We start from the raw sequence: 12,187 nt of genomic DNA, 5'->3' as shown, positions 1-12,187 counted from the left end.
CGCCGCGCCGACGCCCCGGCGACGGGCGGGAGTTGGGCCCCGGGCGGGAGCGGCGCGGCATGCGCCGGTGCGGCGTGGGCCGGTGCGATGTCGGCCGGTACCGTGCTGCCGCCCGTGATGCCGGTGGCGTGCGTCGTCATGCCCGTCCTCCCTGGAGTGCGAGCCCCCGGCCGACGAGGGCGTCCTTCGCGGCGTAGGCGCCCGAGAGCAGCGCGCCGCGTCCGCGGTGCAGCGTGCTGCCGCGCCGTTTGACGAGCGAGGTGAGCAAGTCCTCGTAGCGGGTGGCGACTTCGGACGGATCGAAGCGGGCGGAGGAGACCAGCGCGGCCCGCGCCATGCGGTGCCGCAGCGCGTCGTCGCCGATCAGCCGCAGCAGTGCCCGCGAGATCGCCGGCACGTCACCGACCGGGGCCAGCAGCCCGTCCGCACCGTCACGGATGATCTCCCCCGGACCGTGCGGACAGTCCGTGGCCACCACCGGCAGCCCGCAGCGCATCGCCTCCACGATCGTCATCCCGAACGACTCCAGGCTCGAAGTGACCGCAGCGATCGACCCCTTGGCCCACTCCGCCTCGATCGGATGCGCCGCCCCCATCAGGAACACATGGTTGTACAGGCCCAGTTCGCCGATCAGCGCCCGCAGCCGGTCCCGCTCCCGGCCGCTGCCGTAGATCCGCAGCCCCCAGTCCGGACGCTCCGCCACCACCTCGGCGAAGGCCCGTATCAGTACGTCGTAACGCTTCGCCGGGGCCAACCGCCCTGCCGCCACGACCCACTTGGCGGTCCCGTCCGCCGGACGCACCCCCGGCGCCGGCACGCTGTTGGGCACCGCCTCGATCCGCACCCCCGGCAGCCGCAGCATCCGCCGGTAGTCCCGCGCGTCCGCCTCCGTCACCGTCGTCAGGGCGTCCAGCCGCGGATAGGTGTCGCGCAGCATCAGCTTCAGCCGCGCGGGATGTGTGGCGAGGGTGAGGTGCTCCTGGCCCAGGCGTACGGTGCCGTGCCGCGTCTGGCGCGCGATGTGGGCGTTCAGTCCGGGCCGGGTGCCGATGACGACGTCCGCCCCGGTGGACCCCAGATGCTGCGCGATACGGCGGTCGGTCAGCGCGCTGTACTGCGGGTACCGTCCGTCGCCGCGCGGGAACACCCGGGCGGGCAGGGCGTGTTCGGGGTCGGCGCCGTCGTATGCGGGGCTGTGCCGGCGCAGGTCGACCAGCGCGCGCAGCCGGACGCCGGGACCCGGATCGAAGAACGGCCGGTCCCGGTGCCGGAAGACGGAGACGACCTCCACGTCGTGCTGTTCGGCCAGCGCCCGCGCGAGATTGAACGTCGTACGGATCGTGCCCCCCATTCCGTACCCGCTGTTGAGCAAAAACGAAATATGCATCTTGCCCCGACCCCCACGCTTGTAGAGCGTTCGCTCCCCCGAACTACCCGTCTGTCACTGCCTAGACCGGCTTGGGGGCCCGGGGGTTGGGCACTATCGCGCCCTTGTTCCGAAAGTGTTCCGACATCGTGAAGAAACTCCGGGAACCGGCGCCGTGCAGGGCGTTCGGGCCCGCGCCGACGCGCCCGCCAGCGGCGCCGCGATTCCCGTCCGCGGACGCGTGACCGGGGACGCGGCTCCCCCGTTGTTCATACGGACAAGAACCGAACGTCCAGGGAGCCCACGTGTCCCCCATGCTCGATGTCAGCGACGCCGTACGTGCCGAGATCGGCGATGACGAAGCCAACCGGCTGCTCGCGGGCGACAACGCCCCCGGCGCCTACGACTGCAGCTCGTGCCGCGCTCCCGGCGACACGGGCCAAGTCCGCACGAGCACGGTCCTGTTCGTGGGCGACGAGACCGCGGTGCTCGCGTTCGCCCACGCCACGTGCATCCCCTCCCAGATCGTGAAGGTCTCCGAGGAGGAGGTGCAGAACGCGGTCCGTACGATCACCGCCGGCGCGGCACCGGCCCAGGCCCACGCACAGGCACAAGCCCCGGCGACTGCCGCGGCCCCCGCCCCGGCCGCCGCGCACGGAACCGTTCCCGCACCGGCGCACGCCGCGGCGCAGCACCAGCAGACGGTCCCCGCGCCCTCCGTGCCGTCGGCACCGATCGCCACCGGCGCTCCGGTCGCACCCGCGCACACCGCCCCGGTGGCGCCCGAGCCCCCAATGTCCCCCGCACAGACGGCGGTTCCGGCGGCGGAGCGCGCCGTACTGGGCGTCACCTGCGGCCAGATCTCGATCGGCGAGACCCTGCACGCGGCCGTCGTCGTCGAACCGACGGCCCGCATCGCCCGCCCCGGCTCCGACGGACAGGGCGACGACTTCCTGCCGCTCCTGATCGAGCAGGGCTTCCAGCCGGTCTCCGGCCTCTCCCGGCCGCCCACGCCGGTGCCCGGCTGGTCCGTCCTCGTCGCGATGGGCCAGCTCCACGCGATCCTCCAGCCGCCCGCCGGAGGCAGCCTCCAGCAGAACATCTGGTGGCAGGCGCATCAGGCGCTGCTCGTCACGGACGGCTGGCGCGCGGCGGCGAACCAGAGCAACTCGGTCCTCGTGTACGCGGCGCCCGTCGGCTCCATCGGGCAGCAGCCCCGCGAGGACCTGCTGCGCGAGGCGCTGGTGCAGGCCGCCGCGCAAGGAGTGCTCGTCGCGGCGGCGATGCCGCTCGCCGGGTCCTGACGCGGGCCTTCCGGTTCGCGCCGGCGGTGTGCGCGGACGGTTCGTACGGGCGGCCGACGGCCCACCCGTGCGAACAGGTCATTCGCCGTGCCGCCCCGCATCCGCGGGGCGGCACCGTCGTTGGCCCAGACGTGCAGCCTTACGAACCTTCCCGTGCCCCCCGTCCCTACCGCGACCACGGCAGAGGCCCCGGCCTGGGCATCCCCGCCATGCGGCCGAGCCACGACTCCCCGGCCAACAACCCTTCGCCCACGCCCATTTACGACGCCCTGTACGCGGAGTACAGCAGGCTCTTCCGTACGCTCCCCGGCGACCGCACCGGCGAGGAGGAGCTGCGCTTCGAGGGCTTCGGCACGGTGCACGGCACCGGCACGGGGAGCTGGGGCGACGACTGGCCGCAGGAGGCGCTTCCGCGCCGCGCGGGGCATGTACAGGCGGCGCTGCCGCCGGGCTCCCGTGAGAACCAGAGCCAGAACCGGAACCAGACGTACTGATCCCGACGGACCGACCGGCGACGTAGCGGTCCGTCTCCGCCGGGCCGGGGGCGGCTCCCCGGCCCCGCCGTCCGTCTTCCCGCTCCCCCGCTACCTCTTCTTGCCGCGCTTCTCGCGCACCCGCACCGACATATGGATCGGCGTCCCCTCGAAGCCGAACTCCTCGCGCAGCCGCCGCTCGACGAAGCGCCGGTACCCGGCCTCCAGGAAGCCCGAGGCGAACAGCACGAAGCGCGGCGGCCGGGTGCCCGCCTGTGTGCCGAAGAGGATGCGGGGCTGCTTGCCGCCCCGCACGGGGTGCGGGTGGGAGGCGACGATCTCGCCGAGGAAGGCGTTGAGCTTCCCCGTCGGCACCCGCGTCTCCCAGCCCGCGAGCGCGGTCTCCAGGGCGGGCACCAGCTTCTCCAGGTGCCGCCCGGTGCGGGCCGAGATGTTCACGCGGGGCGCCCAGCGCACCTGCACCAGGTCGCGTTCGATCTCCCGTTCCAGATAGAAGCGGCGCTCGTCGTCCAGGCTGTCCCACTTGTTGTACGCGATGACGAGCGCGCGGCCCGCCTCGACGGCCATGGTGACGATGCGCAGGTCCTGCACGCTGATCGGCTCGGTCACATCGATCAGGACGACCGCGACCTCGGCCTTCTCCAGCGCGGCGGCGGTGCGCAGCGACGCGTAGTAGTCCGCGCCCTCCTGGAGGTGCACGCGTCGGCGGATGCCCGCCGTGTCGACGAACATCCAGTTCTTTCCGGCCAGTTCGATCAGTTCGTCGACCGGGTCGCGGGTGGTGCCGGCGGTCGCGTCGACGACGACGCGCTCCTGCTTCGCCGCCTTGTTCAGCAGCGAGGACTTGCCGACGTTCGGGCGGCCGATGAGAGCGACCCGCCGCGGACCGCCGGTGCGGGCGCCGAAGGTCTGCTCGGGCGCCTCGGGCAGCGCCTCCAGCACGACGTCGAGCAGATCGCCGGTACCGCGCCCGTGCAGGGCGGAGACGGGGTGGGGTTCGCCGAGCCCGAGGCCCCACAGATACGCGGCGTCGGCCTCCCCGGTGGGGCCGTCGACCTTGTTGGCGCACAGCACCACGGGCTTTCCGGCCTTGCGGAGCATCCGTACGACGGCCTCGTCCGTGTCCGTCGCACCGACCTGGGCGTCCACGACGAAGATCACGGCGTCCGCCGCCTCGACGGCGAACTCGGCCTGTGCGGCGACGGTCGCCTCCATGCCGAGCACGTCCTGCTCCCAGCCGCCGGTGTCCACGACCTTGAAGCGGCGCCCGGCCCACTCGGCCTCGTACGTGACGCGGTCGCGGGTCACGCCGGGGCGGTCCTCCACGACGGCCTCGCGGCGGCCGAGCACCCGGTTCACCAGTGTCGACTTGCCGACGTTGGGGCGTCCGACGACGGCGAGTACGGGCAACGGCCCCTGGGCGGCCTCGTCGAGGGCCTCCTCCACCTCCTCGGCGTCGAAGCCCTCCTCGGCGGCGAGCTCCATGAACCGGTCGAACTCGGCGTCGCCGAGCTCACCGTGGTCGTGCCCGGGCTCGTCCGTGCCGTGCTGTCCGTTGTCGTCCATGCGGTCTCGTCCTCGCCGTTCATGTTCAAGTGGTCCGCCGGGTGCGGAGGTTCCGCACCGCGGCTGCTGCAAGTCTTCGCCCGGCCGCCCGGTCAGCGGCCCGCGGTCCGCCGTGCCTCGGTCAGGTGGTCGGTGAGGCGGCGCCGGATGCGCACCGTCGCCTCGTCCAGCGCCGCGCGCGTACGCCGTCCGCTGCCGTCGCCGGCCTCGAAGGGGTCGCCGAAGACGACGTCGATGCGCCGCCGCAGCGCGGGCAGCGCCGGGACGACGCGGCCCGGCACGTCGTTGCTGCCGAGCACCGCCACGGGCACGACGGGCGCCCCCGAGCGTACGGCGAAGTACGCCAGGCCCGAGCGCAGCGAGGCGAAGTCGCCCTCGCCGCGCGTGCCTTCGGGGAAGATGCCCAGCACCCCGCCGCGCTCCAGGACGCCCAGCGCGCCGAGGACCGCGGCCCGGTCGGTGCTCTCCCGGTCCACGGCGATCTGCCCGATGCCGCGGAGGAAGGAGCCGAGGGGCCCCTTGAACGCCTCCTGCTTGATGAGGAAGTGCACGGGACGCGGTGAAGTCCCCATCAGCATGGGGCCGTCGACGATGTGCGAGTGGTTGACGGCGAGGATCGCGGGCCCGCTCGCCGGAACGCGCCGGGCGCCCAGCACGCGCGGGCGCCACAGTCCGTACATCAGGCCCACGCCGATCCGGCGCCCGGCCGCTGCCCCGCGGGGGCCGGGGGCGGAGCCGGTCGAGGTCACGGGGAGATCTGCCCCGCCTTCTCGTCCTTCTCGCCGTCCGTACGTCCCGCCGGTGCGTCCCGCCCGGCCTTCGCCGCGACGGCCTCGTCCACGAGCGTCACGACGCACTCGACGACCTGTTCCAGGGTGAGTTCCGTGGTGTCGACCTCGACGGCGTCGTCGGCCTTCTTCAGCGGGGAGGTCTTACGGCCGCTGTCGGCGGCGTCCCGCTTGATCAGCGCCTCCCGGGTGGCCGAGACGTCCGTGGCCTCCTTGCCCTTCAGCTCTCCGCTGCGGCGGGCGGCGCGTGCCTCCGGGGAGGCGGTGAGGAAGATCTTGAGGTCGGCGTCGGGGAGGACGGTCGTGCCGATGTCCCGGCCCTCGACGACGATGCCGCCGGCCGCCTCCGCCGCGATGGAACGCTGGAGCGCGGTGATGCGCGTACGCACCTCCGGCACGGCGCTGACCGCGCTGACCGCCGCGGTGACCTCCTCGGTACGGATCGGCACCGAGGCGTCCGCGCCGTCGACGGCGATCGTCGGGGCCGCCGGGTCGGTGCCGGAGACGATCACGGGCTTGCCCGCGGCCGCCGCGACGGCGGCCTGGTCGTCCACCGGGACGCCGTTGGAGAGCATCCACCAGGTGATGGCGCGGTACTGCGCGCCCGTGTCCAGGTAGCTCAGACCGAGCGCCGCCGCGACCGACTTCGAGGTGCTGGACTTGCCCGTGCCGGAGGGGCCGTCGATGGCGACAATCACTGCTGACACGCTGAGGGGGACCTTTCTCGAACACGGGCTGGGGGTCGGGGGCCGTGCCGTACCGGCCCGGAACCAGGCTACCGGCTCGGTACGGGCCCCCTTCCCGGCGCCCTGTCACGGGCGGGCGGCCCCATGGCCTCTTCCCGTACGCGCGTACCCGTACCGCTCCCCGCGGACGGTCACTGCTGCCGGAGCGACCAGCCGCGTTCGCGCAGCGCCGTCTCCAGCAGCGCCGCCGCCCCGGGCTCGACCATGAGCTGAACGTGGCCGGCCTGCTGGCCGGTGGCGTGCTCGATGCGTACGTCCTCGACGTTGACGCCGACCGACCCTGCGTCCGCGAAGATGCGGGCCAGCTCTCCCGGCCGGTCGCTGATGAGGACCGCGACGGTCCGGTAGGCCGCCGGTGCCTGGCCGTGCTTGCCGGGCACCCGGGACCGGCCCGCGTTGCCGCGGCGCAGCACGCTCTCGATGCCCGCGACGCCGTCGCCGCGCTTGTCCTCGTCGGCCGAGCCCAGGGCGCGCAGCGCCCGTACGGCCTCGTCGAGATCGCCCGCGACGTCGGCCAGGATGTCCGCGACGGGGCCGGGGTTGGCCGCGAGGATCTCCACCCACATCGCGGGGTCGGAGGCCGCGATGCGTGTGACGTCGCGGATGCCCTGGCCGCAGAGGCGTACGGCGGTCTCGTCGGCGGACTCCAGCCGGGCCGCGATCATGCTGGAGAGCAACTGCGGTGTGTGGGAGACGAGCGCGACGGCGCGGTCGTGGGCGTCGGCGTCCATCACCACGGGGACCGCGCCGCACAGCGCGATCAGCTCCAGCGCGAGGTTGAGTACCTCGGTGTCGGTCTCGCCGGTGGGCGTGAGCACCCAGGGACGGCCCTCGAAGAGGTCGGCGGTCGCGGCGAGCGGGCCGTTCTGCTCGCGGCCCGACATCGGGTGGCTGCCGAGGTAGCCGGTGAGATCGCCGCCCCTCTCCAGCAGTTCGCGCCGCGGACCGCCCTTGACGCTGGCCACGTCGATGCAGGCACGGGCCAGGCCGCGGCGCTGTACGTCGGCGACGACGCGGGCCACGTGCGCGGGCGGCACGGCCGCGATCGCGAGGTCGACCGGCTCCCCCGGCTCCGGTTCGCCGACCGTGCCGGCCCCGAGCGAGGCCGCCGTACGGACCCGCTCCGGGTCGGTGTCGCTCAGCAGCACGCGTACGCCGCGGCCCGTGAGGGCGAGCCCGGCGGAAGTGCCGATGAGGCCGGTGCCGATGACGTGCGCGGTACGCATTGCCGGTCGATGTCCTTCGGGCTGGGTGATGGGCTGAGGATCGTCGGGCGGGGTGCCGTGTGCGGCACGGGCCGCCGGTTTACGGAGTGCCCGCTGCCGGTCCCCGTCTCACTGGGCGATGTCCTTGCGGAGCGCCGCGGCCGCCCCGAGATAGACGTGGTTGATCCGCGACTTGGGCAGCTCCGTCTCGACGTGCGCCAGCACCCGCACCACGCGCGGCATCGCGCCGGCGACGTCGAGTTCCTGCGCGCAGATCAGCGGGACGTCCGCGATGCCGAGCTTGCGTGCGCCGGCCGCCGGGAAGTCGCTGTGCAGATCGGGGGTGGCCGTGAACCAGACGCTTATCAGGTCGTCCGTGGTCAGGCCGTTGCGCTCCAGCACGCCGGTCATCAGCGCCGAGACCTGCTCGTGCATGTGACCCGCGTCGTCCCGCTCCAACTGGACGGCTCCCCGTACCGCTCGTACCGCCACGCCTGCCCGCTCCCTGCTTCCGGTGTCTGCCAGTGCCAGTGCCCAGTGCTCAGTGCCTGGGCACGTGCCGCTCGCCAGCGTAGATCCGCGCGGGAGGCGGGCGTCCCGGCGACCGCACACTGAGACGGCGGCCGCCGCGGACGCGGGGAGCGGCGAAACCCCGCCATCTGCTAGAGGCCGACCTCGTTCATCAGCATCCCGACCTCGGTGTTCGTCATGCGCCGCAGCCAGCCCGACTTCTGGTCGCCCAGCGCGATGGGCCCGAAGCGGGTCCGCACGAGCCGTTCGACCGGGAAACCGGCCTCGGCGAGCATGCGGCGGACGATGTGCTTGCGGCCCTCGTGCAGGGAGACCTCCACGAGGTAGTTCTTGCCGGTGTTCTCCACGACGCGGAAGTGGTCCGCGCGTGCGTGGCCGTCCTCCAGACGGATGCCGTCCTTGAGGCGCTTGCCGAGATCGCGCGGCAACGGGCCCTGGATCGCGGCGAGATACGTCTTCCGCACGCCGTAGCGGGGATGGGTGAGCCGGTGGGCCAGCTCGCCGTGGTTGGTGAGGAGTATGAGGCCCTCGGTCTCGGTGTCGAGACGGCCGACGTGGAAGAGGCGGGTCTCGCGGTTCTGCACGTAGTCGCCGAGACACTGGCGGCCGTCCGGGTCCTCCATCGACGCGACCACGCCCGCGGGCTTGTTGAGCGCGAAGAAGACGTGCGACTGCGAGGCGATGGTCAGCCCGTCGACCTTGATCTCGTCCTTGCCGGCGTCGACGCGAACGCCCTGCTCGACGACGATCGCACCGTTGATCTCGACCCTGCCCTGCTCGATCAGTTCCTCGCACGCACGGCGGGAGCCCATGCCCGCACGGGCCAGCACCTTCTGGAGGCGCTCGCCGTCCTGGTCGCCGAAGGTCTTGGGGAGGCTGCGGGCGGTCCCCGCGTGACGGGCGCGGTTGCGCTCCTCGATCTGCGCCTCGTACTCGCGGGGACGCGCGGGCGCGGAGGCGTTACGGGCGCGGGCCTTGGGGGCGCCGCTGGCCGTGACCTTGCGGGGGCCGCTCTTGGCGGCGTTCTTCGCCGCGACGCTACGGGCCGCGGCGCCGCGCGCGGTCGTGCTCTTCGGGCCGCCCTTCGCGGAGTTGTTCGCGGGCTTCGAGGACTTCGGACCGCTCTTGGCTGACGCCTTCGGGGAGCCGCCCTTGGCGGGGGACTTGGGGCCGGGGCCGCCCTTGCCGCCCGCCTTCGGTGCGTTCCGGGAGGTGCCGGACCTGCCTCCGCCAGCGCCCGCCGAGCCGGGGCCCTCGCCCTGGCCGTAGCGGCGCTCCTCCGGGCGGGGACGGCCCGCCCGCTGCTGCCTGCCCGTACCCCCTCCGGCGGCGCGGGGGGACTGCCTGCCGCCCGCGCTCCTGTTCTTCCGGTTGCCGCCGCTGTTGCCGCTGCTTCGCATCAGTGTTCCGTCTGCGTTCTGTCGTGGACTTCGTCGCCGCTGTCGTCGACGTCGAACGACGGCATGCCTTCCTGGGAGTCCCCCTCCACGGCGTCCGCCTCCGGGAGGAAGGGCGCCAGCTCCGGAAGCTCGTCCAGGCCGCGAAGGCCCAGCCGCTCCAGGAAGTAATGCGTCGTCGTGTACAGGATCGCACCTGTCTCGGGTTCCGCGCCCGCCTCCTCGACCAGCCCCCGCTGCAGCAGCGTGCGCATCACGCCGTCGCAGTTGACGCCGCGTACGGCCGAGACCCGGGAGCGGCTGACGGGCTGCCGGTAGGCGACCACGGCGAGCGTCTCCAGCGCGGCCTGCGTCAGCCGTGCCTGCTGCCCGTCCAGTACGAAGCTCTCGACGGCCTCGGAGAACTCGGCGCGCGTGTAGAAGCGCCAGCCCTCGGCGACCAGACGCAGTTCGAAGCCCCGGTGCTGCCGGTCGTACTCGTCGGCCAACTCCCGCAGGGTGTCGGCGATCTCACGGCGGCGGCGTTGCAGCACCTTCGCGAGATGCTCCTCCGTGGCCGGCTCGTCGACGACCATGAGCACGGCCTCCAGGGCCGGCTTCAGCTCCAGCGCGGCGACGCCCTCGACGTCCTCGGCCTCCCCGGCGCCGTCCGGGTCCGCGGAACCGTCCCCCGCCGGGTCTGCGTCCGCGCCCTCGGCGGAGGGAACCGCGTCAGACTCCGGGCCCGGGTCCGGATTCGGGGCCGGCTCCGGGAGGACGTCCGCCGCCGCCTCCTGGATCTCGTACGTCTCCTCGCTCATGCCTGGATCTCCTCCCCGGGCGCGGACTCCGCTTCCGGCTCCGGCTGCTGCTCGGCCTCCGCGGCAGGTTCTGAGTCCGGCTCCGAGTCCGGCTCTGCGTCCGACTCCGGTTCCGGTGTCTGCTCCGGACCGTGCTCCGATTCGCGCTCCGGAGTCTGCTCCGCCTCCGGCTGCGGGTGTTCCGGCTCCCGTTCCGGCTGCTGTTTCGCGTCCTGCTTCTTCTCGTCCTGCTTCCCGTCCTTCTTCGCGTCCTGTTCCTCGCTGCGCTCGCCCGGCTCCTGGTCGAACTCGTCCGTCACCAGCGGCTCGGTGCTCTCCGTACCGTCCCAGCGGATCATGAGCGACCCCAGCGCCTCCTCCTGTTCGAGGGAGACGGCCCGTTCGCGGTAGAGCTCCAGCAGGGCGAGGAAGCGCGCGACGACGGTGAGGGTGTCCGGGGCGTCCCGAGTGAGCCGCTGGAAGCTGACCTCGCCCAGCTCGCGCAGCAACGACACCACGACCTCGGCCTGTTCGCGCACGCTCACCAGCGGCGCGTGGATGTGCTCGACGTACACCTGCGGCTTCGGCTTCGGGCGCATCGCCTTCACCGCGAGCCGGGCGAAGCCCTCCGGGCCGATGCTGATGGCGACTTCGGGCAGCAACTCGGCGTGGTGCGGCTCCAGTCCGACCGTACGGGGGTGGCGGTGCGCCTCCTGTGCCATGCGGTCCGCGAAGATCCCGGCGATCTCCTTGTACGCGCGGTACTGGAGCAGTCGCGCGAAGAGCAGGTCGCGGGCCTCCAGCAGCGCGAGGTCCGCCTCGTCCTCGACCTCGGCGGCGGGCAGCAGACGCGCGGCCTTCAGATCGAGCAACGTCGCGGCGACGACGAGGAATTCGGTGGTCTGGTCGAGGTCCCAGTCGGGGCCCATGGCGTGGATGTAGGCCATGAACTCGTCGGTGACCTTGGAGAGCGCGACCTCGGTGACGTCCAGCTTGTGCTTGGAGATCAGTTGCAGGAGGAGGTCGAAGGGGCCCTCGAAGTTGTCCAGGACGACCTTGAAGCGGCCGTCGTCGGGCTGCTCCTCGGTCTCGGCCGATGCGGTGCCGGGCCCAGCCTTCGCTGTCGCCTCGGGTGCCGTGTCAGGGGCCGTGTCCAGGGCCACGTCGGACGCCGTTCCGGACGGCTGCGGCTGTACGGGCTCGGCGACCTGTTCCGCCTCCGGCTCCGGTGCGGATTCCCGTACGGGTTCCGGGTCGGGTTCCGCCTCCGCCTCCGCCTCCGACTCCGGTTCCGGGCCCGGCCGTTCGGACTCAGGCTCCGGCTCCCGTACGAACTCCGCCTCGGGCTCGGGCTCGGGCTCGGGCTCGGGCTGCTGCACCGGCTCGGACTCCCGTACCGGTTCCCGCTCCTGGTCCTGCCCGTGGTCTTGGTCTTGGCCCCGCTCTTGGTCTTGTCCCCGGTCCTGGCCTCCCGGGTCCTGCTCCTGCTCCCGGTCCCACTCCAGGAGTCTGCTGACCGGCTCGACCACCGGGCCGCGCTGCCCCTCCCCGGAGGGCACCGCGCCGGGCCCCCGCCCCAGGGTGCGGCGGCCGGTACGGGGGGTCGCGTCGGTGTGGTCGTCAGGACTGGGCATCGCGGGGCAGCGTACTGGGGAGGAGCCGGTCGCAGGCGTCCGGCTCACTCATGTGCCCGCGCTTTCGCAAGAGACGGTGGCGCACAGTCGCCTCAGCGCCCCCGCAGCCGCCGTACGAGGATGCTCGCGTCGCCGCGGGACTCCAGATCCGCCAGCACCACGGCGACGGCCTCGCGCACGATGCGTCCCCGGTCCACGGCGAGGCCGTGTTCGCCGCGCAGCACGAGCCGCGCGTGCTCCAGGTCCATCAGCTCTTCCGCCGAGACGTACACGGTGATCTTCTCGTCGTGCCGTTCGCGTCCGCTGGGGCGGCGGTTGGCGCCGCGGCCGCCGCGCCGTACCGAACCGGCCGCGGCCTGGCGGCCCCTGGGCTCCGG

General features: G+C 73.1%; 11 protein-coding genes and 1 pseudogene. 2 read left to right on the top strand and 10 right to left on the bottom strand.

Annotation, left to right across the window (positions count from 1 at the left end):
* Positions 1-136: 136 nt before the first annotated feature.
* A complete protein-coding gene (locus AN218_RS24560) occupies positions 137-1,387 on the bottom strand; it encodes a glycosyltransferase family 4 protein (RefSeq protein ID WP_070019113.1) in 1,251 nt (416 codons plus the stop codon).
* A gap of 293 nt (positions 1,388-1,680) precedes the next feature.
* Between AN218_RS24560 and AN218_RS24555 the strand changes: the two genes are divergently transcribed.
* Positions 1,681-2,670: a hypothetical protein gene (locus AN218_RS24555; RefSeq protein WP_070019112.1), complete on the top strand. Its 990-nt coding sequence runs from the start codon at positions 1,681-1,683 to the stop codon at positions 2,668-2,670.
* Positions 2,671-2,879: 209 nt separating this feature from the next.
* Entirely contained in the window at positions 2,880-3,164 is a 285-nt protein-coding gene (locus AN218_RS24550; RefSeq protein ID WP_070019111.1) for a hypothetical protein, read from the top strand.
* Between the two features lie 90 nt (positions 3,165-3,254).
* On the opposite strand, the gene der is transcribed toward AN218_RS24550, so the two are convergent.
* The 9 genes and pseudogenes from der to AN218_RS24505 form a co-directional block, all read right to left on the bottom strand.
* A complete protein-coding gene (gene der / locus AN218_RS24545; protein ID WP_070019110.1) occupies positions 3,255-4,730 on the bottom strand; it encodes a ribosome biogenesis GTPase Der in 1,476 nt (491 codons plus the stop codon).
* A gap of 92 nt (positions 4,731-4,822) precedes the next feature.
* Positions 4,823-5,479, bottom strand: a complete 657-nt coding sequence (locus tag AN218_RS24540) for a lysophospholipid acyltransferase family protein (protein ID WP_070019109.1) — start codon at positions 5,477-5,479, stop codon at positions 4,823-4,825.
* Positions 5,476-6,225 (bottom strand): (d)CMP kinase, encoded by a 750-nt coding sequence (gene cmk / locus AN218_RS24535; RefSeq protein ID WP_079132542.1) that lies wholly within the window; start codon positions 6,223-6,225, stop codon positions 5,476-5,478. The genes AN218_RS24540 and cmk overlap by 4 nt, the downstream gene beginning before the upstream one ends.
* A gap of 170 nt (positions 6,226-6,395) precedes the next feature.
* Positions 6,396-7,490, bottom strand: coding sequence for a prephenate dehydrogenase (locus AN218_RS24530; RefSeq protein WP_070019107.1), 1,095 nt, complete (start codon positions 7,488-7,490; stop codon positions 6,396-6,398).
* A gap of 108 nt (positions 7,491-7,598) precedes the next feature.
* Positions 7,599-7,961, bottom strand: a complete 363-nt coding sequence (gene aroH / locus AN218_RS24525) for a chorismate mutase (protein ID WP_070019106.1) — start codon at positions 7,959-7,961, stop codon at positions 7,599-7,601.
* Positions 7,962-8,131: 170 nt separating this feature from the next.
* Positions 8,132-9,400: a pseudouridine synthase gene (locus AN218_RS24520; protein ID WP_070019105.1), complete on the bottom strand. Its 1,269-nt coding sequence runs from the start codon at positions 9,398-9,400 to the stop codon at positions 8,132-8,134.
* Positions 9,400-10,197 carry an SMC-Scp complex subunit ScpB gene (gene scpB / locus AN218_RS24515; RefSeq protein WP_070019104.1) on the bottom strand — a complete coding sequence of 266 codons (798 nt, stop codon included), beginning with the start codon at positions 10,195-10,197 and terminating at the stop codon, positions 9,400-9,402. The genes AN218_RS24520 and scpB overlap by 1 nt, the downstream gene beginning before the upstream one ends.
* Positions 10,194-11,810, bottom strand: a complete 1,617-nt coding sequence (locus tag AN218_RS24510) for a segregation/condensation protein A (protein ID WP_171908782.1) — start codon at positions 11,808-11,810, stop codon at positions 10,194-10,196. Before AN218_RS24510 ends, scpB begins: the two co-directional genes overlap by 4 nt.
* 92 nt (positions 11,811-11,902) lie before the next feature.
* Positions 11,903-12,187 (bottom strand): annotated as a pseudogene (locus AN218_RS24505) (hypothetical protein); the annotation flags it as partial.

It is taken from the genome of Streptomyces nanshensis (assembly GCF_001751255.1).
In the GTDB taxonomy this organism is placed as follows: Bacteria; Actinomycetota; Actinomycetes; order Streptomycetales; family Streptomycetaceae; genus Streptomyces; species Streptomyces nanshensis_A.
Note: the sequence above shows the minus strand (reverse complement) of the source record. Positions and strands in the feature narration are given on the sequence as shown.